Here is a 24,090-nt window from a genome sequence, read left to right as displayed (position 1 = left end):
TATGATCTGGGCGTTCATTATTTCTTAGATGTGAGAATTTAGATTTGACATTGGACCAAGGTTTGTCTCAAATCTCATATCCATTTTCTCAAAATCTAGTTTAATAGTCCCCTAAAGTTTCTGGTAATTGCGCTAATGCAGCGGCTAATTGCTCATCATTTGGCGCTGTACCATGCCATTTGTGGGTACCCATCATGTAATCTACGCCTGCACCCATTTGTGTGCTCATTAAATTTAAGATCGGTTTACCTTTCCCGGTTAAAGTTTTAGCATAATGTAAACCTTCAACTATGGCTTTCATATCATTTCCATCAGTATTGATCACATGCCATCCGAACGATTCGAATTTAGCTTGTAAATCATCTAAGGCAAGAACTTTACTTGTTGGACCATCAATCTGCTGCCCGTTATAATCAACTGATGCAATTAAATGGTCAACTTTATTAAAAGGGGCAAACATAGCTGCTTCCCAATTTTGTCCTTCCTGTAATTCTCCATCACCTAATAGCGCAAAAATGTAAGATTTATCACCATTTAACTTTTTAGCCAATGCAGCACCAATAGCTACTGATAAACCTTGACCTAATGAGCCTGAAGCAATACGGATCCCCGGTAAATGTTCGTGTGTGGTAGGGTGACCCTGTAATCTCGAATCCAGTTTACGGAAAGTTGCCAATTCGCTTTTATCGAAATAACCGGCATGAGCCAGTGTGCTATACCAAACCGGAGAAATATGGCCGTTCGAAAGGAAGAATAAATCTTCGCCTGCACCTTCCATCGTGAAGTCGGTTTTGTGATTCATCACTTCAAAGTACAAAGCAGTAAAAAAATCTGTGCATCCAAGCGAAGCGCCAGGGTGACCAGATTGACATCCGTGAACCATTCTTACGATATCTCTTCTGATTTGAGAGGCAATATCTTCTAGCTCTTTAATTGTATGTTTCATTAAAATAAGAGGTTGTTGTTATATAGCAAAGTTAATATTTTACCAGCTATATCATAATTAGTTATTGATTAAATTGAGTACTTGCTGGGTTGAGTTTTTGGTGTCAACTTTTTTAATGATGTGGCTAATTTTTCCATCGCCATCAATAATAAAAGTGGTGCGGACCGTGCCCATGTATTTTTTACCATACATATTTTTTTCTGCCCAAACGCCATAATCATTTACAATTTTCTGATCGGTATCGGCCAGTAGGGTAAATGGTAAATTATGTTTGGTTACAAACTTTTGATGCGATTTTTCATCGTCAACGCTCACACCTAAAACAATAATGCCTTTGGCCTGTAAACCTTGATAGTTATCTCTAAAATCGCAAGCCTCCGCGGTGCACCCCGGGGTATCATCTTTTGGATAAAAATAAAGTACCACCGTTTTGCCATTATAATCGCTTAACGAAACTTCGTTTCCACTTTGATCTTTTGATGTAATTGCAGGTGCCTGATCACCTTCTTTTAATTCTGCCATATATAAAATGATTAAATTTTTATGTTCATGGATCTATCAATTAATGCTGCAATGTAAACAGTTTAAGTTACTATCCTGTTCGCAAGAATTTAAAAGATGACATTTTAAAACATTTTTACTATTTATTTAGAAAAATGTATCGCATATCGTCTTGTATTTTCTTTCATATCGGTAACCACCAGTTCAAACGAATGTTTGCCCGATGGCGTTCGCTCATCAAAGCTGTGCCAAAGTGTAGCAGTTTTGGCATCAAATTCCATCAATACCCATTTTCCATCCATGTAGCCGTTAAAGCTTTTAATGCCCGACAAATTATCACTGATTTTAAAAGTCATTTTAGATAAACCTGCCATACTTTTTCCTTCCAATATATTTACAGGTGTTACCCTTGGCGCGATGGTATCAATGGCAATATAAAAGCTCCCAAAGTTTTTTGGTTTAGCCTTAATATAACCGTTCTCGAAAAAACCACCCTGTGATGAGCCGTTTGCATTTACAATCAATGCTTTATCTCTTAATTTTTCGGGAAGTTGATCAGCCTTAATGGAGATGTCGAATCCCGTATGCAATGGCGTATATCTGTTGTGAATCTGATGCACAGCCGACCAGGCATTTCCTGCTGGTTTGGGTAACTTTTTATAGGTGAGGTTTAAATCACTATACAACGTTCCGAGCGGGAAAACTATTTTAATATCGTCGGCAGTAAATTCGTTTACTTTATGGTATGGATAGATTATTCCGCTAGGAATAATAGGGGCTGTAACGGTTGCTACCCCTGCATTTACCGTAAAAGGCAGGACTGAAACGTTTCCTTTCGAGTCAGTAACAATGTAGCGAAGCTGATGTGAAGCACCATCGTTGAAATTGATCTTACCGTTATTTACCAAACCACTATAAATTTTTAAAGGGTTGCCAGGTTCAACAAAACTTTTCTGGATACTTCTTTTCGTATTTAGGTAGGTAGGATAGTCGATGTGTGAGTTGATGGCCTTGCTATTTTCAAAAGCAAAACGTTCCAAAGCTGATGTGTATACCTTTTTTCCATCAACTTCCAATTCAATGGAATAAACGCCATTAGTGCCTGACAACCCATTATGCCTGTCGGTGACCACGATACCAAAGCCAACCTCACCAGTTAAGCTAACTGGTGCAGCGGTTTTATAAATGCCGTTTGCACCGCTAATGCCGATGGCCTGTTTTGGTGTATTTTCATTAAAGCTTTTGCCGTTCAAACGATATACATACAATCCATGGATCACGGGTGGAATATTATCCGGAATGATGATCCCAAAAAACTGTGGATTAATGGTTTCTTCAGTTTTGGTATCTCTGATTTCAAAATGTAAATGTGGACCGCCAGAGCTGCCCCGGTTACCAGACCAGGCAATAATATCACCTTTATGTACAGGGATTAATGTGGCGTCAGGAAATTCATCAATCTCAAATGACTTCTTTTCATATTCAAGGTTTTTAACAATTGTGGCAATTTTTGGCGCGAAGCGCTGTAAGTGTCCGTAAACCGTAGTAAAACCATTCGGGTGATTAATGTACAGTGCCTGTCCAAAACCACTGTTCTGCACTCTTAATCTCGAAATATATCCATCTGCAACCGCATAAACAGGATAACCTTCGCGCTGATTGGTCCTGAAATCGACGCCTGAATGAAAGTGATTGGCCCGGATTTCGCCAAAAGACCCTGCCAGGGCAGGAGGGATAATATCCAGAGGCTGTCTGAAATCGGTAATCGGATATTTATTGTTGCTGAAAATCTGTTGTGCCTGGACAAGGGACGAAGCAATTAAAAGGCAGATAGTAACGGAGAATTTAAACTTGTATTGGATTGGGTTGTTGATCATTCGTTACTTAACATCAAAATTTAAAAGTTGTTTTCCTTCCAGCCAAGCTTCCAATTTATCGCCTTTATTTATTTTTCCAACACCCTGGGGCGTGCCGGTAAAAATTAAGTCGCCTTTTTTTAATGTAATATACTGAGAAACAAAGCTGATTATCTTTTCGAACGAGAATAACAAATCTTTAGTGTGGCCGATCTGACGGCGTTCGCCATTTATCTTTAACTCGAAATTTAAATTGTAGAGATCTTCGTAATCGCTTTTAGGCAAGAAAATACTGACTGGTGCTGAATTGTCAAAAGCCTTGGCAAGCTCCCATGGCAGTCCTTTTTCTTTGTGTTTTGCCTGGATATCACGTGCGGTAAAATCAATGCCCAAACCCACTTCATCATAATAATTAGACGCAAACTTTTCAGCGATGTGTTTACCCTCTTTGCAGATTTTTAATACCACCTCAAGTTCGTAATGCACATCATCAGAAAAATCGGGGAGGTAAAAAGGTTTATTGTCTTTTAATACGGCGGTATCTGGCTTCAGGAAAATGACCGGGCTAGTTGGAACTGGATTATTGAGTTCTTTTGCGTGCTCGGCATAATTTCTGCCAATGGCGATGATTTTCATTCTTAATTATAATATATGAGAAAATAAATGGGGATTAATCCCACATCAATCAAAAATAGAAAAGAAAATGGTGTTATAAAACTGAGATCCGTTTTACCTGGCTTTCTGAACCTGCAATAACACGTAAAAAGTAGATGCCCGGGTTGATCCTGTTGGGGATAACAAAATTTTTAGCATGCTCGCCGGCATTTAAACGTTCGGTCAACAGCGTTGCTACTTCATTTCCCAGTAAATCAATGATTTTAATGGTAGTCTGAGTGCCATCTTTTCCTATAGAGAGAATGATATTCAACTGATCTTCTACCGGATTAGGATATATTTTTAAAATACTTAACAGTTTATCCTTAGCTACAACTGTTGTGTTTTTAGTTACCGTAGAGTAAGTACTAAACATTCCTGAACCACCGGCAGTCATAAATAGTGGCTTGTAAGGTGTGATGTTCGCTTTAATTTCAGGAATCCGGCTGTTTTTTTTTGTCCTGCTTTTTAAACTGATGTGAATGCTATCCGTTTGTTGCGACCAAGAATTTAAGCTGCATAACAAAACAATGCACCATGTGCATGCAAGTTTTGTGAGCAACGTTATCTTAGTGTAGAGTTTCATCAAATTGGTATAGCAAATGTATTAATTTAAAACAAAGAAATTAAACATTTTGTTTAAAACCCATAATTTAACACAATTTAACAATAAAATTTAATTTTCATAGTGTTAAAAATACACAATAATTTGGTTGTTAAATTGTTAGAGTTAGTTTACTTTTGCCGCACTAAATAATCAACGAAGTGTCAAATCATAAAAATGTCAATGCGTTAACCGCCGGCGGTGTTCTAATTAGTTTAGGAATTGTATTTGGAGACATTGGAACATCACCCCTTTATACCTTAAATGCAATTTTTACCACAATTTTAGGCGGGAAGCAGGATATCAATCCATTAAATGTTTTGGGGGTTTTATCCTGTATCATTTGGACATTAACCTTACAAACCACTGTTAAGTATGTGATTATTACCCTTAGGGCCGATAATAAGGGTGAGGGTGGTATTTTTTCTTTATTCTCACTGGTGCGCAAAAAGGCTAAATGGCTGGTTGTTCCGGCTGTTGTAGGTGGCTGTGCATTGCTTGCAGATGGTATCATTACGCCAAGTATCACGGTTACATCAGCCATTGAGGGCCTTACCAACAAATTCGATGTACCGGTTATTCCGATTGTGCTCACCATCTTAACTATCCTGTTCGTTATCCAGCAGTTCGGTACCAATATGGTGGGTAAATTATTCGGCCCGGTAATGTTTGTTTGGTTTGCCGTGCTGGGTGTGTTAGGGGTATCTTATGTAATTAAGGATTTCAGCATTCTCAAGGCTTTTAATCCTTATTACGCCATTCATTTATTAGCTACCAATAAGCTGGCCTTTCTAATTCTGGGCGGGGTATTTTTATGTACAACAGGAGCTGAAGCTTTGTATTCGGATTTGGGCCACTGCGGAAGAAATAACATTCGGATTAGTTGGATTTTTGTGAAACTCACCCTTATTTTAAACTATTTAGGGCAGGGCGTTTGGATTTTACAGAACAGCGGCAGTTATGTTCCGGGGGCAAAAATGAATCCATTCTTCCAGATTGTTTCCAGTCAGTTTCAGATTCCAATGGTAATATTGGCTACAATGGCTGCGGTAATTGCCAGTCAGGCGTTAATTAGTGGTTCTTTTACCTTAATTGCAGAAGCGGTACGTTTAAACCTTTGGCCTAAAATTAAAATTATTTACCCATCGGTTTCTAAGGGCCAGTTATATGTGCCGTCCATCAACTGGATGTTATGGATTGGTTGCTGTGGTATTGTACTGTTGTTTCAAAAGGCCGAAAAAATGGATGCGGCCTATGGTTTATCGATCACCATAGCCATGTTGATGACCACCATCCTGGTGAGCTTTTATTTGAGAAGCAGGCGGTTTCCTAAATATTTAATAGCCTTATTCTTCTTTACCTACGTTATTATTGAGGGTACATTTTTGATTAGTAATTTAACTAAGTTCTTACATGGAGGTTGGGTAACGGTATTAATTGGTTCCTTATTGTTTACGGTGATGTGGAGTTGGTTTGTAGCCCGTAAGATTAAAAACCGTTTCGTTAAATATGTTGAAATTGAAGATTACTACCAGATTTTAACAGAATTGAGCAGTGACGAATCGGTTCCGAAATATTCCTCGCAGTTGGTTTATTTAACGAGTGCCAACTTCAAAACGGAAATCGAATCGAAAATTATTTATTCCATTATTCAAAAAGAACCAAAACGTGCTGATGTGTATTGGTTAGTGCATGTTGACGTAATGGATGAGCCATACACTTTAGATTATAAAGTTGAATTCCTGATTCCGGGCAAATTAATCAGGATCGATTTTAGATTAGGTTTCAGGATTGAACAACGCGTAAATTTATTGTACCGTAAAGTGGTTGAAGAATTGGTAAAAAATGGAGAAATTGATATTACCAGCCAATACACTTCTTTGAATAAACACAAAATTGCTGGCGATTTCAGGTTTGTGCTTTTGGAAAAACATTTATCGAAATTTACCAAATTGAGTTTCTACGAACGACAGATTATGGATTACTATTTTATCCTTAAGAAGTTAAGTTTATCTGAAGAGCGGAGTTTCGGCTTAGATAGCAGTTATGTTGATGTAGAGAAAGTTCCACTGATTTTCGTTACCCCAGATGATATCGAATTGAATAGGTTACCCGTATAATTAAATGAGGAAAGCGATCATGATATTGGGAATTGGCTTATTTTTAGCTGGACCCATAGCAAAAATATATCATCTCGATCATGCCAATAATTACATGATTGCATCTGGATTAGGGCTCGTGATGATTACTGCACTGGCCTTTGTTAAAAAGAAATAAAACATAATCCTCTTTCTGTTAAAGAAGGGGGAATTTTGTTTTCAACGAAACTTATCCTCATTTTTTTTATCGGTTGGTGTCCCACCGACCGAAATAATAACTAGTTTCTAAAATGTGTGAGGATCTTAAATTGATCAACCCCAGTTTCATAAAAGTTTGCACTACTTCACTTATAATCTTCAGGATATTTACATAGATTCCATTTTTTTTATCGGTTGGTGTCCCACCGACCGAAATAATAACTAGTCTCTAAAATGTGTGAGGATCTTAAATTGATCAATCCCAGTTTCATAAAAGTTTGCACTACTCCACTTATAATCTTCAGGATATTTACATAGATTCCATTTTTCTTTAATCGGATTATCATGTATATAATCTAATTTTTGCATCAAAATGCTTTCTTTACTTAATGGAATGGCTAGTGGATTTCTTTTCCAAAACTGAAAAATTCTATCATTCTTTTGAGATTGGTATTGCTTTATAAGCATAGGATTGTTAATCAAAAGATACTTTCTGAACTGATGCGCAGTGAACTTGGTGAAACTTGCTGCAGGAGACTCTTTCCCATTCAATTTGAGCATGATCCAAATTAAATGAATATGGTTAGGCATAATGACATAGCCGTAAACTTCTATGAGTTTTTGATCGACTAAAAATTTTAGTGAATTTATGATGATCATCTTCAAGTGATCATCACTTAATAAATAAACAAAATTACAGATGGTATCAGTATAAAAATATGGATAATGATAATCCATTTGTCCCTGTCTTTTATGAAAGATATGCATAATTTATTCGTATTAGAGTTGCAGGGAAAACTTTAATACAATATACAGATATAATAATTCTCATCAAATTTTTTTCGGTCGGTGAGACACCGACCGATAGAATGGAAGGGCTATATTTCATAACGCTTACAACTGTTCTTGTGCCAACTTACTATGCTTATAACCATAGGCAAAATAAACCACAAGTCCCACAACCAGCCAGATGCCGAAGCCGATCCAGTTTGAGATGCCAAGTTCGCACATCATATATAAACAGCTGATCAAGCCTAAAACCGGAATCAATGATAAGTTTTTAGTGATGCAATAGTAGGTGATAACCACACAGATGATCAGGAAAATCCACATTGGGATTTTGTGTTTAAATAAACCCCAGCCGCTTTCATATTTCTTTTCCATCGGAACCTTAGAGGCCGAAATAAATTGTTCATAACGATCAGCTGGTAAGGCACTAAGGTAAGATTCTGCATCTACCTTCTCTGCCAATACAATCTGTGGTGCAGCATTTTTAACTATCTCTTGTTTAACAATTTTCAGTTCATCGCTACTTAAAGAGGTTACGAAAGTTACAGTTTGAATGGTTTTAGGCGAATTAAAAAAGAATGCTTTGGTTTCTTTTCCATATGTGGTGAATGCAAAAACTAAGGCCCCAATTAAAATAACCGGAACAATAAATTTACTGTTTACATAAGGTATCTTGAATTTCCCACGTTGAACATCGGGTCTGTTCTGTAGTACCAAAACGCCTGCGCAAACCAAAACGAAAGCGAAAAGTGTTCCGATGGAACAAAGATCGGTAACAATGGTGAGGTTCATAAACAACGATGGTACAGCCACTACAAAACCTACTATGATTGTAGCAAATGAAGGTGTTTTGTATTTCGGGTGGATTTTAGAAAAGGATTTTGGTAGCAGTCCATCTCTACTCATGCTCATCCAAATCCGGGGTTGACCCATCTGAAAGACCAAGAGTACACTGGCCATTGCAAATACCGCACTTACGGCGATAATACCGCTCATTAATTTTAAATCAATCTGATCAAAAACAAATGCTAACGGATCGCCAACAGCTAAGGTGTCTGATTTAACAATACCGGTTAAAACCAATGCAATAGCTACATAAAGGATGGTACAGATAATAATCGCCCACATCATTCCCCGCGGTAAATCGCGTTGAGGATTTTTACATTCTTCAGCCGTTGTAGAAATGGCATCAAAACCAATATAGGCAAAAAATACAGCTGAAACACCTTTGAGAACACCTGAAATTCCGTTGGGAGCAAATGGATTCCAGTTTTTGGTATCTACATAAAATATACCTACGGCCAATACCAAAAGAATTACCGCAAGCTTAACCACCACCATGGCGTTACTGGCATTACGACTCTCTTTCATGCCGCGGTAAATTAACCAGGTAATTAAAATGATAATGCCCAGAGCAGGAATATCTGCAACAATATGGAAACTACCGATAGTTGGAGCCGTGAGCCATGCATTATTAGCCAAAGCTGTGGCAGAATCTAAATTTGCCAAGTTTTTGCCAGCGGCTAGAAGTGCTTCAGCATGTTTATGCCCGTTATAAGCGCTTAAATAGTCCATGGTCATCCAATCGGGTACATGGATGCCATCAATACCCAGCGGGGGGACTTTGATGGTGGAAAGTAATCCCGTAAAGTAATCTGACCAGGATATGGCTACCGTAATATTACCGATCGAATATTCCATAATCAGCGACCATCCTATAATCCAGGCCACTAATTCGCCAAAGGCTACATAAGAATAAGTATAAGCGCTGCCCGAAACCGGTACCATGGATGCAAACTCTGCGTAAGCAAAGGCTGCAAAACTACAAGCCACCGCTGTAAAAATAAATAAAAAGATTACCGCCGGACCGCCATCTGCACTTGCCTTGCCAATCGTACTAAAAATGCCCGCTCCAATAATCGCTGCAATTCCAAAAGCTGTTAAATCCCGTACACCTAGCGTTTTATGTAATGTATTTTCGTGGTCGCCATAGCCTTTTGCTGCATCTTGTAATATCTTGGAGATAGATTTCTTTCTGAATAGCTTTTCGAACATCTTTTGTTTGCTTGTTTGTTCAAACTTATAAAAAGTTTGGCTAAAAATGTTTAAAACAGGATATAATTTTCAATACACTCAGTCATGAGCATTTAATTGCAACCTGAAAAAGGCATGTTTATTAGATTAAAGTAAAAAATTTAAATTATATGCTTTGAATTAGCCTTTGTTTGATTGGCATGACCTTACGTGATGTAAAAGTTCTAATTTTGCCGCCAATAATCAATCAGATAAATAAGGTCCATTGATTAGATATTCGATTGGAATATTTTTCAAACGATAATAGTACCACAATGAATGCAGATACCACACAAATAAAACATATTAAAGAACGCCACCAGGGCTTGGCCACTATACTGGCCTTTGCCTTAATTCCATTATCAGGTTTTGCCACCGATATTTATATTCCTTCTTTACCAACGATGGCAGGCGAAATGCAGGTAAGCAGTGTACAGGTTCAGCTTACCTTAAGTATCTTTCTAATCAGTTATGGCATTGCGCAACTTTTTATCGGAAGCGTGCTTGATAGCTTTGGGAGGTATAGGATCTGCTTGTATTCGTTGTTGATTTTTGCAGCGGCAAGTATAGTTATTGCCACAACCCACAACATTTACCTTATTTATTTAATGCGCATTATCCACGGACTAACCGTAGGCGCAATTGTAGTAGCCAAAAGAGCATACTTTGTTGATCTCTTCGAGGGCAATCAGTTAAAACACTACCTCAGTTTGTTTTCTATCATTTGGTCTACAGGGCCAATAGTGGCGCCGTTTATTGGTGGTTATCTGCAAACAGTATTTGGTTGGGAATCTAATTTCTACTTTTTGGCCGGTTTTGCGCTTGTTTTTGCGGTGCTGGAGTTTTTATTCAGCGGTGAAACTTTAAAACATTTCACTGATTTTCAGCTGCAGAAAATAATTGGTATCTATATCGAAATGATTAAAACGGCAAGTTTTACCCTGGGTATTGTCATGTTAGGTTTGGCTTATTGTATGGTAATGGTTTACAATATGACCGGTCCGTTTATTATCGAACACCATTTTAATTTTTCACCAGTTATTGCGGGTTACAGCTCATTGTTTTTAGGTTTTGCCTGGATGGTTGGTGGCTTTATTGGCAAGGCTACTATAAACAAACCTTTTTTTAAAAGACTAATGATCAACTCCCTGTTTCAAGTTGCTTTTGTTGTCTTGATGATTGTGAGCTTAAATTTTATTTCCAACCTTTGGTCGTTAATTTTCTTCGCCTTTTTGATCCATGTGGGAGCCGGATTTACCTTTAATAATTACTTTACTTTCTGTTTGAGTAAATTTCCTAAAAATGCGGGAATTGCAGGTGGATTAACGGGAGGTATTACTTATGTAATTGTATCATTTTTAAGCTACGGATTGGTAAACCTGATTCCGGCTAAAGATGAGCGTAACCTGAGTTATAGTTATCTGATCATGATCTTATTGTCGGTTTTGGTAATGTTTGTAATTCTCAGGATCAGGAAGAAGGATGAGGCTTAATTTATTATTTGATCCGGCTTTGTTCATCAGTTACACTAGTTTTTCGTTCGCGGATACCCTTAACTCTGCTACTGCCGAAAATATAATTGAGGCTTAACCTGTAAACCCTGCTTTCTTGTTTTTGGGTGAGGTTATAATCTAAACCAGATAGTGCACTGCTGATTCTTGCTTTTCTGGTATCAAAAACATCGTTTGCTGCAAGTTTAACATTAAGTTTCTTTTCAAAGAACGACTTCTTGATTCCAAAATCTATTCCATAATAGGGTTTTATTGCGTAGGTGCCATAAATCTGCGAAGAAGCATATTCTCCTGAAAGCTCAGCTGATGTTGATGGACTGAGCGTAAAACTGTGGTTACTATTGATCATAAAATTCACTTTCTTTCTTTTGTATACACCTTCACCTAAGTTTCCGGTTTTGATCTGATTATAGGTGCTGGTAAGTGTATTATCCATGCTCCAGAATTTGGTAATTGTTGTAGGATAGCCGATCGTTAAGTCGTAAGCATATTGTTTATCGAGGTTTTGTACTGTTTGGTATAGTGTTTTCTTCTCATAATCTGGCAGCAAAACATCAATAATTAAGTAGTTGGTGATGCTGTATCCTAATGAGATGTTTAATGTTTTTTTATAATTGTATACCAGTTGAAAAGCATTGGTATACTGCGGGTCAAGAAATGGATTTCCCCGACTAAAAGTATATAGATCAACAAAGTAAACAAAGGGGTTGAGTGATTTGTAATCTGGCCGATCTATTCTTCTGTTATATGAAAAACCGATTTCATGATTAGGATTTAAGCTTTGGTTGATGTTAAAACTTGGGAAAAAATCAAAATAACTGCGTTTTACGATCTTATTGTCGTTTATCGAATTTCCTTTTGAGGTGGTTTGTTCCGTTCGTAAACCAATTTCAACACTAGTCGATTTAAATTCATGCTTTATAGTTGCATAAGCAGCATTAATGTTTTCGTCGTAAATAAAGCGGTTACTTCTGCCTGCATCATTTTTCCAATCAGTTTCAATTAGGTTTTCGAATTGAAAATCATTATCAGTACTAACCCAGCTACTTTTTAAGCCGGCATCTAATTTAGTTTTCGCGCTGATTGGAAGTACATAGTCAATTTTTGCAGCCTTAATTTTAATAAAAGATGGAGTAGCATTTCTAAAGATGGCGGGCGATTTATAGTTCAAGCCATTTTGATCGAAAAAGGAGTTTTGGTAAGTGGTATTTTCCTCACTGTGGTATTTGGCATAATCTAAATCGATAGAAAATTCCTGACCTGAGGTATCAATTACACTTTTGTAATTGAGGTTATAAGCCTGATTGCGGTATTTATTCTTTGCGGGATTATCGCTAAAAATTGATGAGTCGATCTGTGCAAAACTTCGGCCAATTGCAGTAAGACCATTAGATACATCATTACCATTGTTAAAATAACCTGTAGTAAGAAAACCTAAAGTGTTTTTATCGTTAATGAAATAATCAATCCCAGCTTTGTAATTGTTGTTGTGTGTAGATCTAGTCTGTGTATTAGATTGATGAAAATAAATATTTTGATCACTGCCTTTCACCATCCTCAAAATATCCAGGTTTTCGGTAGCTTTATTGTTGTTATTGGCGAAGCTGCCAAAAACATTAAAGTTTTTGTTTCGATGGTTAATGGATATCCCGGCATCGCTTTTCGGATTTTTGCCATATCCGAAACCTAAGTCAACATTTCCATTGGTACCGTAACTGGCGCTCTTTTTTAACCGAATATTGAGTTGCCCTGCATTTCCTGCAGCATCGTATTTAGCAGAAGGACTGGTAACCAGTTCGATCGTTTTTATTTCATTACTATTTAACGATCTTAATCTGGTAGCCAACTGTTCGGCAGATAAATAAGTAGATTTTCCATCAATAAGTACATTGGCACCAGATCTGCCCCTGATACTGATTAATCCATCCTGATTAACCGTTACACCAGGCATTTTAGCAAGCACTTCGAGGGCAGTATTTCCGGTCGAAACGATACTGTTCTCAACGTTCATTATTATTTTGTCGTTATGGCGCTCTATTAATAATTTCCGGCCAGCTATAACAACACTTTCAAGTTCTTTTATATCAGGCTCCAGGCTAAAGCTTAAATTGAGACTCGTTTTGCCCGCATTATTATCGTATATTTCTTTTATAGATTGATAACCTATAGCGTTTACCTCAACAGCAAATTTATCTGCTGGGAAGTTTACCAACACATATTTCCCTTCTTCATTGGTGGTGACTGTTTTAACAAAAGCTGTATCTGCCAAACTGGTAAATTTAAGGCTAGCAGAGACCTTAACACCGTTTCTCGTAATTACTGCACCGGTGATGTGGATTTTTGTTGTCTGCGCAGAAACTACATTTATAAATAACAGAGAAAGCATAAAATATGGAGCGAATATTTTCATTTTAATTAGGGAGCTGATGATTAGTTTTTCCTCTTATCTGATTAAGAATTAAACGAAACTAGATCATCATTTACATTAATGGATAGATTTTAACAATGTTTAACCTAATTAACATTTTTTTACATGCTATAGTCGATCAGTATTGGTACCTAACAGAAGTTCAGCATCCGTAGTAATGGTACTCTTTTTAAATAATCTTGGTTTCCGTGTCCTCCGTGTTTCCGTGGCAAAAAGTTATATGAGGCGCTCATGCTGCTCACAGCATTAAAGTCAAGTCTTCGAGAGACGCTAAGACCAGACAAGTAAGGAAGAAGCAATAGATTAACCGTTTTCAGTATCTATGTTAAGTTGATTTTTCTGGAGAGCAAAGCCTGAGATATAGATTTGGCCTGGTCCTGCTGTACATTACAATCCTTTTGGAAAGTTTTGGATAAAAATCAAATCTTTTCTTCCAAAAGGGATTCCCATTTCCATCAGGTCTATTCACCTGGTACACCGGGTGAAACATTGATTTAGATTGCAGAAGAATATTTTAGTATGTTGATGTTCCGCATTCTTACTTAATTCAGTGCCTTCTGTATTTCCGTGGCAAAAAGTTAAATGAGGTGCTTATGCTATTACAGCATTAAAGTCAAGTCTTCGCGAGACGCTAAGACCAGATCAGTGATACATTACCTGATCCAGGTTGCTATTTTATTTTCAGATAGGTACCTTCCAATGTCGCATTGAATCCGAATTCGCAATCATTTAACTCGTAGGAGCCTTCCTTTGAAATGACTAAAAAACCATTATAAAATTTAATTTTGAATTTACAGGATTTGTTCACCTGAATGATCAGCTGGTTATTTTTTAAAACAACCTTTCCAGATGCATCAGCAATGTTTCTTCCCGGATCATGCGTAACCGAACCAATATCATAACTATAGGTATTGCCGCTTACTTTTTTGATGGTGATATTTCCCTGGTAACCTTTTTCACCGTATTGGTAAGCATATTCTCCTGCCAGCTGATCTGGTTTAAGCGGTGAAAATATTTCCGGCTTGAGATTTTGATTGGTTTTAAAAGTTAATGTGATGGCATAGCTGGTATCGGATTTGGTAGCATACCATCTGCCTTCCAACTTATTTTTTTTAAGCGTAGCATCAATAATCCCGCTAATATTTCCATCTCTTTCAAATTCATGCAGCGAATACTGATTCTGATCTTTCATATGGCCAATAATTTTAATTGGCTGTTTAGATGTGGTATTTAAATATCTAATGTTCCCTAAAATGAGTTGATTATATGTAGAAATGTTTAATTCAACCGGAATTTTTTTATTTATGAAACCGCTTAAGGTATATTTCTGTATGGCATTATTTTGTTGTGCGTGGCTAATGCTTATGGAAAATATTAAAACGATCAATATTGTTTTAAGGAGGCGCATAAGTGTTTTAATTCTAAAAATAAAAAAGTCGCGGGGATTAACCGCGACTTAAATGAATATATTGATTATCCCAATTTCTCTAACTCATCTTTAACAAAACTTGCCAATTCTTGTACATATTCGGCACTGAAATCAAATTTAATGCCTGCGGTTTCATATATCTCATTTATTGGTTTGGTGTAACCCAGTGCAAGTGCATCTAAATATTGCGTTAATGCTTTTCCAGGATTTTCTTTATAATTTTTCCAAACCGCAATAGCGCCTAATTGTGCAATTGCATATTCGATATAATAGAATGGAACTTCGAATAAGTGAAGTTGTTTTTGCCAAACATTTCCAAATTGCTGTTCTAAATCTGTCCAATCGGCAAAACCCGCACCAAAACGGCTGTAAATCTGCTTGAATGTTTCTTCACGGTCAGCCGCAGTATGGTTAGGGTTGGTGTAAATCCAGTGTTGAAATTGATCAATGACAGCAACCCAAGGCAATGTTTTCAAAACGTCAGCCAACTGTTCTTTTTTAGCGCGGTTTAAATCTTCTTCATTATCGAAATAAACATCCCACTTATCCATGGAAATTAATTCCATACTCATTGATGCCAGTTCGGCTACTTCAGATGGACAATGTTTAAAATCGTTGAGCTCTAAATTAGCGGTTAAAAAGGTATGGATGGCATGGCCACCTTCGTGTACCATAGTGGTTAAATCGCGCAACGAATTGGCTGAATTCATAAATATGAATGGCGCTCCCGTTTCAGCCAGTGGGTAATTATACCCGCCAGGTGCTTTACCCTTTCTACTTTCCACATCAAAAAGATTATTGGCTTTCATGGTGGCCAATTTTGAACCCAATTTTTCATCAATGGCATTAAAGCACGCAATGCTTTTATCGATCAGCTCTTCGCCATTATTAAATGGTTTTAAGGCAGGTTTACCACTCACGCTTACTTCTAAATCCCAAGGCTTTAACACCTCTAACGCTAGCGCTTTGCGGCGTTTTTCAGCCTGTTCTTTTAAAATCGGAACAATTTCCTTTTCAATCGCATTAGCAAAGTCATAACAGTCTTGTGGGGTATAATCAAAACGTCCCAATGCCTGGAACATGTAATCGCGATAGTTTTCAAAGCCGGCGTTTAATGCAACCTGATTACGTAAGCCGATCAGCTCATCAAACAAAATGTTTAAATCATCCTTATCAACCAAGCGGCGTTGTTGGATCGTCTTCCATGCATTTTCGCGCACTTCGCGGTTTAAATCTTTAATAAAAATCGAAGCTTGCTCCAAAGTATATTCCTGGCCATTTAGCTCAACGCTCATGGCGCCCGTTATACCCTGATATTGCTGTTGCTTTACCTGAAGCTTAGTAAAAAGTTCAATATTTTCATCGCGGTAAAGTTCTAAGGCTTTTTTAATGGCGCGACTGTATACAAAGTATTTTTCTTTGTCTAAATCATCCATAAATGGGCTTTCAGCAAATTTTTTGTTCAATTCGTTGGCTAACGGCGAAATTTTTGGTTCAATTTCCGTTGCAAAATATTGGAAGTTTTTTACCAATTCCTCATTCGCCGTATCACAGCTCATTTTAATGTATCTCCAGGCAAAGTCTTCTTCCAGGGCAGCCTCTAACTCCGAGCGGTCTTTTAACCATTGCTCTAACTCAACCGTGCTGTTTATTTCGCGGTTTTGCAGTTCAGTGAAAAGTGGTTCTAAATTTTCCCAGGTAATGTTTAGCTCCTGTGGAATATATGTTCTGGGTTTCTTTATTATAGTCATGTTTATATAATTATTGACTGAGAAAAGGAATGAATTAAAGAATGGTTTTCATTCAGTCATTCAGTCATTCAAAATTCATTTATTCACTTATTTTTATTTATGTCTCAAATAGGCATCTATTAAAAAGCAAATTGCAAATACTACTGATGCATACCCATTTAAGGTTTGGAATGCCCTGTTTACTTTGCTAATGTCATTTGGTTTTACCAGCAAATGCTGATAGATCAACATCGAACAGAAAAACACAATACCCACGTAATAAACCCAGCTAAAGGAGGTAAAAAACACAGGCAAAATAACACAGGTAGCTGAAAGTATATGCAATAGAACTGAAACATTCAAAGCATTTTTAATGCCAAGTGCCGATGGAATGGAATACAATTTTTCTTCGCGATCAAATTCTTCATCCTGTAAGGCATATATGATATCAAATCCACTTACCCAGAATAATACGGTTAATGAATAAAGTATAGGCACCAGTGCAAAATGTCCGGTTACGGCAATATAGGCGCCAATAGGGGCAAGGGCCAGGCCCAGGCCTAATACCAGATGGCAAAGCGCGGTAAAACGTTTGGTGTAACTATAAAACAAAACTACAAATAAAGCTACTGGCGATAAATAGAAACAAAGTGGGTTAATAAAATAGGTGGTGATGGCAAATAGCAGGCAATTGATGATGACGAAAGTAAGTGCCTCATTTGCCGAGACTTTTCCTGCAGGGATATCACGCATTTTGGTTCTTGGGTTCTTTGCATCAATATTACGGTCGAGGTAACGGTTAAAAGCCATAGCCGAGTTTCTGGCAAAAACCATACATAGCAGCACTAAAATAAGTTTATACCAGGAAAATGGATTTTCTGTCGTCGTTACGCCTAAAAAGAAGCCAATCATGGCAAATGGCAGCGCAAAAACGGAGTGAGCGAATAATACGAGTGAAAAGTATTTTTTCATTTATTTTAAAAAATGATTATACAGATGATTTGATTACGCAGATTTTAAATGTTGAGATGAAAATTGTACACTGCAGACTGAAAACTGTTTAAAACCTTTTATAGTCTGCCGGAACGACAAAATCTTTATTTACCTCATAAATAAAATTTAGAACGTCATCCTTTCCGATCCCTTTTTCAGCAGAAGTGATAAAGGTGGCGGGAATCTCTTCAAAAAATTCGCCAAGCTTTTTCTTAAAGGCTGCAACATTTTTCTGGGTGGTGGTCATTCCCTGTTTATCTGCCTTGGTAAAAATTAGCGAAAACGGAATCTGTTTTTCACCTAACCAATAGCAGAATTCAATATCAATTCCCTGAGGTTCTAAACGGCTGTCTATTAAAACAAAAACACATTGTAAGCTTTCTCTTTTAGTAATATAAGCGCGGATAAATTTTTCCCACTTCTCTCTACTCGTTTTAGAAACCTTTGCATAACCATAACCCGGTAAATCTACAATATACCAGGCTTCGTTAATTAAAAAATGATTGATTAACTGTGTTTTTCCCGGGCGTTGAGAAGTTTTGGCCAATCCATGTTGATTAACCAGCATATTGATCAGTGAAGATTTACCCACATTAGAGCGGCCAATAAAAGCATACTCAGGCATAAGTGGTGCCGGCAATGCCGAAATCTGTGTATTGCTGCAAACAAATGTTGCCGTTTTGATAATCATAGGACAAAGGTAGGGTTTTGAGTCCGAAGTCCGAAGTCCGAAGTCGGAAGTACAAATTCATATTTCTTAAATCTGATTTTTGACACTATGGTGAACACTTTGCACCAAAGACTTCTGACTCCGGGCTAAAGACTCCCGACTTTTCTCTATCTTTGCTCCATATCATGAATCAGAATATTACCCCATACCAAGTAGAAGATGCAACTAAAAAAGAGCAGGTTGCAACCATGTTTAACAACATTTCTGGCACTTACGATTTTTTAAACCATTTTCTTTCTTTAGGGATTGATGTGTTATGGCGCAAAAAAGCCATTAGGGAACTGGTTTCTATTCATCCCAAAACTCTACTTGATGTAGCTACCGGAACTGGCGATTTTGCTTTTGAGGCCATTAGAAAGCTTCATCCGGAAAGGGTAATTGGGGTTGACATTTCTGAAGGCATGTTAGATGTGGCCAGGAAGAAAATTAACGAGCGTAATTTAAATGAAATTTTTGCCGTTCAAGTGGGCGATTCTGAGGGGTTGCATTTCGAAAATGATACGTTTGATGCCATAACCTGCGCTTACGGAGTGCGTAACTTCGAAAACCTTGAAAAAGGTTTAGCTGATATGTACAGGGTATTAAAACCCAACGGTAAAATGGTGATTCTGGAATTTTCAAAACCTAAGGTTTTCCCGGTAAAACAATTGTATAGTTTTTACTTTAAACAGGTAACACCGTTTTTTGGAAAGCTTTTTTCCAAAGATCATAGAGCCTATACCTATTTGCCAGAATCGGTAGCCGCTTTTCCAGATGGGGAAGATTTTACCAATCTGATGGAAAAAGTTGGGTTTAAAAGTACCAAACAGAGAATTTTAACGTTCGGAATAAGTTCGATATATGTAGGAACCAAATGATCAGAAAATTAAGTCTCTTTTTTTCATTTTTTATTATTGCTACAACCGCCTCCGCGCAAAACTGGGGTGGCGGAATAGATGATGAAGATTGGAGTTTTGGTTTTAATTTTCAGTATATCTCGGCCGAATACAAAATTCTTAAAAAGGCAAATTGGCGATCGCCTTTTTACGAAGTGCCAAATTCGCTTGAACCATCATATGATCCAAATTCAGGCATTCCAATTACTTCAAACTTAAATGCTATATCCAGCAGGCCATCGCAAGGTTTTGGATTAGGCTTTGTAATGAATAGGATGATCTCTGATAACTTTGACATCAGGGCAACACCTTCGCTTATTTTTAGCGATAGGGTAGTCACTTATGAGTACGAACCCATGGAACCGATAGATGTGGGTAACGGACAAACGAAAAATTTCCAGACAGTAGTTGATAAAAAAGTGCAGGCCACGATGTTCGAATTTCCATTAGGCATAAAGGTAAAATCGAACCGGCTGAATAATTTTAGGGTATATTGGTTAGGTGGTGCTAAATATTCGATAGACATCGCTTCTAAAAAGAAAACCTTTGATGAAGGAGAAACAGCCGTAAACAAGTTTTTAAAAAACAGAAGAAATTACCTGTCGTATGAAACAGGTATCGGATTTGATATCTATTTCGAGTATTTTAAAATGTCTCCTGAAATAAAACTGTCCTATTCGGCCAATGATTTGCTACAGCACGACAATACGATTTATGCCAACCCGATAGATAAGTTGAAATTACGTCAATTAACATTCAGTTTAATTTTTCAATAGCCCTGCAATTCAAAAAAACTTACCTTTGTGCGTGTAGGTAAATCAAAAAAGGTATTTTAAAAGTTTTACCGAGACTTAAAATTCATAAAAATGTCTAAAATCGCATTAATTACAGGTGCAACTTCAGGTATTGGTGAAGCTTGTGCCCATACATTTGCGCAACAAGGTTATAACCTGATATTATTGGCCCGGAGAGAAGATCGTCTGGCTAAAATTGCTCATCATTTAGCAGATAAATATGCCATTAATATTCAACAGGTTTTAGCCGATGTTCGGCATAACGAAAGTCTTACTGCTGCTTTAGAGGCCTTGCCGGAAACATGGAAAAAGGTTGACGTTTTGATAAATAACGCTGGTTTGAGTCAGGGTTTAGATCCCGTTGATAAAGGTGACACTGGCGATTGGGACACCATGATCGACACTAATGTGAAAGGTTTGCTTTATGTAACCAAAATTGTTTCCAACTGGATGGTTCCTAATCAATCTGGGCATATTATCAACATTGGTTCTATTGCCGGGAAAGAAGTTTATCCGAATGGAAACGTATATTGTGCCAGTAAACATGCGGTAGATGCTTTGAGCAAAGGTATGCGTATCGATCTACTGCCGCATGGGATAAAGGTTACCGAAATTAATCCGGGTATGGTAGAAACCGAATTTTCAGTGGTGCGCTTTAAAGGTGATGAAAACCGTGCAAAAAAGGTATATGAAAATCTGGAGCCACTTATAGCTGATGATATTGCCGATGCGATCTGGTATGTAGTAAGCAGACCAAAACATGTTAATATTAACGATATGCTAATTATGCCCACCGCACAGGCTACCGCAACGATAGTAAACAGAACTCCCTAGCCCCGTGAAAGGGGAATTAATACCAGGAGGAAATATTAATATTAATTTTTTTATTTTAAACTAATGAAAGGAAAGCCCCTTTAGGGGTTTGTGGTTAAAATGATATCAAACACAATAGATCAGGAAATTAAAAAAGCCATGTTGGCTAAAAATAATGCGCAGTTAAGAGGTTTAAGAGCAATAAAGGCAGCTTTACTTTTGGCAAAAACGGAAAAAGGATCTTCAGAAGGAATCACGGAAGAAGCCGAAATTAAAATTCTTCAGAAACTGATTAAGCAACGCCGCGAATCCGCTGATATTTACAAGCAACAAAACCGCGAAGATCTATACCAGGTAGAAAATGAAGAAATCGAAGTAATTAATCAATTTTTACCAAAACAGTTAGATCGGGAAGAAGTGGCCTCAATTATTGAGGGGGTAATCAAACAATCTGGCGCTACATCGGTTAAAGATATGGGTAAGGTAATGGGTATGGCAAATGCAGCACTGGCAGGTAAAGCTGATGGTAAATTGATTGCAGAAATAGTTAAAGAAAAACTGGCTAATTGAGGTAGAGGGCTTAAAGGCTAGGCTGAAGGTTAACAATCGCCGACCGCTTACCGCTTTACGCCTTGCAAAAGATGTTTTTGTACCGTTTGCGATTTTATTTCAGAAAAATGGTTTATAAATGCATAAATTTAATTTTACTCTACTAACTTAGTGTTACAATACCATCTATAATAGATATGACTTACCCGATAAAAGAAGAAGACGGATTTAAATACATTGAAGCTGGAACAGGCGAGACACTGGTATTGCTACACGGCCTAATGGGCGAACTAAGCAATTGGGAACAGGTTATTGAACAGTTTAAAGATCGTTATAGGGTAATTATCCCGATTTTACCAATTTACGAACTGCCTATTTTAACATTGGGTGTAAAAGCATTGTCGAGATATCTTCACCGCTTTTTAAAGTATAAAGGTTTAAACCAGGTCGTGCTTATCGGCAATTCGCTTGGTGGCCATGTGGGCTTGGTATTTACGGTGGCTCATCAGGAGTTTGTAAAGGCGCTGGTGCTTACCGGGAGCTCTGGCCTATATGAAAATGCTTTTGGAGGGTCTTTCCCTCGTAGAGAAAGTTACGATTATATTAAGGAAAAAGTAGAATTTACTTTTTACGATCCAGCAACGGCAACTAAACAACTCGTTGATGATGTTTTTAAAACAGTTAACGACAGATCACGGGTTATCCGTATTTTAACTATGGCAAAATCGGCAATACGCCACAATATGGCCAAAGACCTTTCAAAAATAACCATCCCGGTTTCATTAATCTGGGGTAAAAATGATAAGGTTACACCGCCTGAAGTGGCAGAAGAATTCCACCAGTTGTTGCCTAACTCCGAATTAAACTGGGTTGATAAATGTGGACATGCGCCTATGATGGAACATCCACAGATATTTAATGCATTTTTAGAAAAGTTTTTAGATAGAATATTGTTAAAGTAAATGTTTGCGGCCGAAATCATATCAGATGCAATTCCATCACTAAGAACCGATGATACGGTACAGAAAGCTTTAGATCGTATGAACGATTTTAAACTAAAGCACCTGCCGGTTGTTAACGAGGTAACCTTATTGGGTTTGGTATCTGAAGATGATTTGTTGAACATTGGTGATCACGATACCCTTCTAGGCAATAATGCCATAAATATACTTCACGTATTTGTGTTCAGTAATGCCCATGCCTACGATGTACTCAGGTTATTTAATCAGTTAAAGTTAACAGCTGTTCCGGTTTTAGATCAGCATAAAAATTATGCTGGCTTAATCCCAATAAACTGCATGGTGAATGCAATGGCCGAACAGTATGCGGTAAATGAACCAGGCGGAATCATCGTTTTGGAAATCAGTAACCGCGATAATTCTTTGGCACATATTGCCCAGATTGTGGAAGCTGATAATACGCAGGTACTCTCTTCTTATGTTAATTCTTTTGAAGATTCTACGCGTTTAGAGGTAACGCTCAAGGTAAATAAAACAGAAATTACTTCATTGGTAGCCGCTTTCGAAAGATACGATTACCTGGTTAAGGAGGTATACAATAACACCCAGATTGATGATGGATCGCAGGAGCGTTACGATTCTTTCATGAACTATTTAAATGTATAAACCTACTTTATGAGGATTGCAATTTACGGCAGAGATTTTAATGACACGGTTTTGCCCTACGTACAAGAGGTTTTTAATCATTTAGCCGAACATCGTATTCAACCTGTTTTATATGCTAAATTTAAAACATCCCTGCATGGCAAGATAAAACTGCCTGCAAATACCATTATTTTTCATAACCATACCGAACTAAAAGAGCGTGCCGATGTGTTGCTTAGCTTAGGCGGAGATGGCACTTTACTCGATACTTTGTCTTTGATCCGCAATTCAGGCATACCTGTAATCGGGATCAACTTTGGCCGCCTGGGCTTTCTGGCCAGTATCAATAAAAATGAAATCGGATCGGCGCTACATGCGTTGATTAATAAAGAATATACCTTAGATTCCAGATCGCTTCTAGCATTAGAATCAGATAATGGTTTATTTGGTGAAGAGAATTTTGCATTAAATGATATTACCATTCACCGCCGCGATAATTCGGCGATGATGATTATCCACGCCTCGATGAATAATGAGTTCATCAACTCTTACTGGGCCGATGGATTAATTATTGCTACCCCAACAGGTTCTACAGCTTACTCTTTAAGTTGCGGTGGACCAATTATTTACCCTGATTCGAAAAACTTTGTCATTACACCTATTGCACCGCATAATTTAAATGTACGGCCGGTAGTGGTACCGGATGGCAATACACTCTCTTTTGAGGTAGAAGCCAGAGAATCAAAGTTTTTGGTTTCGTGTGATAGCCGCACGGTTACCGTAGAACGTTCTGTAAAAATTAGTATAAAAAAGGCAGATTTTTGCTTAAATCTTATCCGCCTTAATAATGAAACTTACTTAAACACGTTAAGGAATAAATTATTGTGGGGTATAGATACCCGTAACTATTAAGT

22 protein-coding genes are annotated in these 24,090 nt (G+C 37.5%); 10 read left to right on the top strand and 12 right to left on the bottom strand.

Going from position 1 to position 24,090, the window contains the following annotated elements; all coding sequences use genetic code 11:
• Positions 1 to 100: 100 nt before the first annotated feature.
• The 5 genes from PGN18_RS05400 to PGN18_RS05380 all read right to left on the bottom strand — a co-directional run bounded on the left by PGN18_RS05400 (position 101) and on the right by PGN18_RS05380 (position 4,543).
• Entirely contained in the window at positions 101 to 946 is an 846-nt protein-coding gene (locus tag PGN18_RS05400) for a transketolase (RefSeq protein ID WP_335318368.1), read from the bottom strand.
• 57 nt (positions 947 to 1,003) lie between these two features.
• Positions 1,004 to 1,468 carry a thioredoxin-dependent thiol peroxidase gene (bcp, locus tag PGN18_RS05395; RefSeq protein WP_335318367.1) on the bottom strand — a complete coding sequence of 155 codons (465 nt, stop codon included), beginning with the start codon at positions 1,466 to 1,468 and terminating at the stop codon, positions 1,004 to 1,006.
• 122 nt (positions 1,469 to 1,590) lie between these two features.
• Complete coding sequence (locus PGN18_RS05390) at positions 1,591 to 3,324, bottom strand: M23 family metallopeptidase (RefSeq protein WP_335318365.1); 1,734 nt, start codon at positions 3,322 to 3,324, stop codon at positions 1,591 to 1,593.
• A 3-nt stretch (positions 3,325 to 3,327) separates the two neighbouring features.
• Entirely contained in the window at positions 3,328 to 3,939 is a 612-nt protein-coding gene (locus PGN18_RS05385; RefSeq protein WP_335318364.1) for a fumarylacetoacetate hydrolase family protein, read from the bottom strand.
• A 73-nt stretch (positions 3,940 to 4,012) separates the two neighbouring features.
• A complete protein-coding gene (locus PGN18_RS05380) occupies positions 4,013 to 4,543 on the bottom strand; it encodes a T9SS type A sorting domain-containing protein (RefSeq protein WP_335318362.1) in 531 nt (176 codons plus the stop codon).
• Between the two features lie 179 nt (positions 4,544 to 4,722).
• Here PGN18_RS05380 and PGN18_RS05375 point away from each other — a divergent pair, with 179 nt between their 5' ends.
• Positions 4,723 to 6,681: a KUP/HAK/KT family potassium transporter gene (locus PGN18_RS05375; protein ID WP_335318360.1), complete on the top strand. Its 1,959-nt coding sequence runs from the start codon at positions 4,723 to 4,725 to the stop codon at positions 6,679 to 6,681.
• 4 nt (positions 6,682 to 6,685) lie between these two features.
• Positions 6,686 to 6,838: a hypothetical protein gene (locus PGN18_RS05370; RefSeq protein WP_335318359.1), complete on the top strand. Its 153-nt coding sequence runs from the start codon at positions 6,686 to 6,688 to the stop codon at positions 6,836 to 6,838.
• A 242-nt stretch (positions 6,839 to 7,080) separates the two neighbouring features.
• On the opposite strand, the gene PGN18_RS05365 is transcribed toward PGN18_RS05370, so the two are convergent.
• Together PGN18_RS05365 and PGN18_RS05360 are read right to left on the bottom strand one after the other, a co-directional pair.
• Entirely contained in the window at positions 7,081 to 7,626 is a 546-nt protein-coding gene (locus tag PGN18_RS05365; RefSeq protein WP_335318358.1) for a transposase, read from the bottom strand.
• 126 nt (positions 7,627 to 7,752) lie between these two features.
• Positions 7,753 to 9,702 (bottom strand): amino acid permease, encoded by a 1,950-nt coding sequence (locus PGN18_RS05360; protein ID WP_335318357.1) that lies wholly within the window; start codon positions 9,700 to 9,702, stop codon positions 7,753 to 7,755.
• Positions 9,703 to 9,995: 293 nt separating this feature from the next.
• Here PGN18_RS05360 and PGN18_RS05355 point away from each other — a divergent pair, with 293 nt between their 5' ends.
• Positions 9,996 to 11,213: an MFS transporter gene (locus PGN18_RS05355; RefSeq protein ID WP_335318356.1), complete on the top strand. Its 1,218-nt coding sequence runs from the start codon at positions 9,996 to 9,998 to the stop codon at positions 11,211 to 11,213.
• Between the two features lie 4 nt (positions 11,214 to 11,217).
• On the opposite strand, the gene PGN18_RS05350 is transcribed toward PGN18_RS05355, so the two are convergent.
• From PGN18_RS05350 to yihA, 5 genes are all read right to left on the bottom strand, one after another.
• A complete protein-coding gene (locus PGN18_RS05350) occupies positions 11,218 to 13,641 on the bottom strand; it encodes an outer membrane beta-barrel protein (protein WP_335318355.1) in 2,424 nt (807 codons plus the stop codon).
• A 688-nt stretch (positions 13,642 to 14,329) separates the two neighbouring features.
• Positions 14,330 to 15,067, bottom strand: coding sequence for a hypothetical protein (locus tag PGN18_RS05345; RefSeq protein ID WP_335318354.1), 738 nt, complete (start codon positions 15,065 to 15,067; stop codon positions 14,330 to 14,332).
• 65 nt (positions 15,068 to 15,132) lie between these two features.
• Positions 15,133 to 16,839, bottom strand: coding sequence for a M3 family oligoendopeptidase (locus PGN18_RS05340; RefSeq protein ID WP_335318353.1), 1,707 nt, complete (start codon positions 16,837 to 16,839; stop codon positions 15,133 to 15,135).
• Positions 16,840 to 16,932: 93 nt separating this feature from the next.
• Entirely contained in the window at positions 16,933 to 17,790 is an 858-nt protein-coding gene (locus PGN18_RS05335; RefSeq protein WP_335318352.1) for a UbiA-like polyprenyltransferase, read from the bottom strand.
• A gap of 88 nt (positions 17,791 to 17,878) precedes the next feature.
• Complete coding sequence (gene yihA, locus PGN18_RS05330) at positions 17,879 to 18,502, bottom strand: ribosome biogenesis GTP-binding protein YihA/YsxC (RefSeq protein WP_335318351.1); 624 nt, start codon at positions 18,500 to 18,502, stop codon at positions 17,879 to 17,881.
• Between the two features lie 164 nt (positions 18,503 to 18,666).
• Between yihA and ubiE the strand changes: the two genes are divergently transcribed.
• The 7 genes from ubiE (at position 18,667) to PGN18_RS05295 (ending at position 24,088) form a co-directional block, all read left to right on the top strand.
• The gene (gene ubiE / locus PGN18_RS05325) at positions 18,667 to 19,398 is read left to right on the top strand and encodes a bifunctional demethylmenaquinone methyltransferase/2-methoxy-6-polyprenyl-1,4-benzoquinol methylase UbiE (protein ID WP_335318350.1); all 732 of its coding nucleotides are present in this window, start codon (positions 18,667 to 18,669) and stop codon (positions 19,396 to 19,398) included.
• Positions 19,395 to 20,192, top strand: coding sequence for a type IX secretion/gliding motility protein PorT/SprT (gene porT, locus PGN18_RS05320; RefSeq protein WP_335318349.1), 798 nt, complete (start codon positions 19,395 to 19,397; stop codon positions 20,190 to 20,192). Before ubiE ends, porT begins: the two co-directional genes overlap by 4 nt.
• Before the next feature lie 90 nt (positions 20,193 to 20,282).
• Positions 20,283 to 21,044: an SDR family NAD(P)-dependent oxidoreductase gene (locus tag PGN18_RS05315; RefSeq protein WP_335318348.1), complete on the top strand. Its 762-nt coding sequence runs from the start codon at positions 20,283 to 20,285 to the stop codon at positions 21,042 to 21,044.
• Positions 21,045 to 21,143: 99 nt separating this feature from the next.
• On the top strand, positions 21,144 to 21,593 hold the full coding sequence (locus tag PGN18_RS05310) for a GatB/YqeY domain-containing protein (RefSeq protein ID WP_335318347.1): 450 nt from the start codon (positions 21,144 to 21,146) through the stop codon (positions 21,591 to 21,593).
• 176 nt (positions 21,594 to 21,769) lie between these two features.
• Positions 21,770 to 22,534 carry an alpha/beta fold hydrolase gene (locus PGN18_RS05305; protein ID WP_335318346.1) on the top strand — a complete coding sequence of 255 codons (765 nt, stop codon included), beginning with the start codon at positions 21,770 to 21,772 and terminating at the stop codon, positions 22,532 to 22,534.
• Positions 22,535 to 23,197: a CBS domain-containing protein gene (locus PGN18_RS05300; RefSeq protein ID WP_335318345.1), complete on the top strand. Its 663-nt coding sequence runs from the start codon at positions 22,535 to 22,537 to the stop codon at positions 23,195 to 23,197. It abuts the gene before it with no gap.
• A gap of 9 nt (positions 23,198 to 23,206) precedes the next feature.
• Entirely contained in the window at positions 23,207 to 24,088 is an 882-nt protein-coding gene (locus tag PGN18_RS05295) for an NAD kinase (RefSeq protein WP_335318344.1), read from the top strand.
• Positions 24,089 to 24,090 lie beyond the last annotated feature (2 nt).

This window comes from Pedobacter terrae (genome assembly GCF_036946585.1).
GTDB lineage: Bacteria > Bacteroidota > Bacteroidia > Sphingobacteriales > Sphingobacteriaceae > Pedobacter > Pedobacter terrae_C.
The sequence above is the reverse complement of the archived record's forward strand: the minus strand, read 5'-3'. Positions and strand labels throughout refer to the sequence as shown.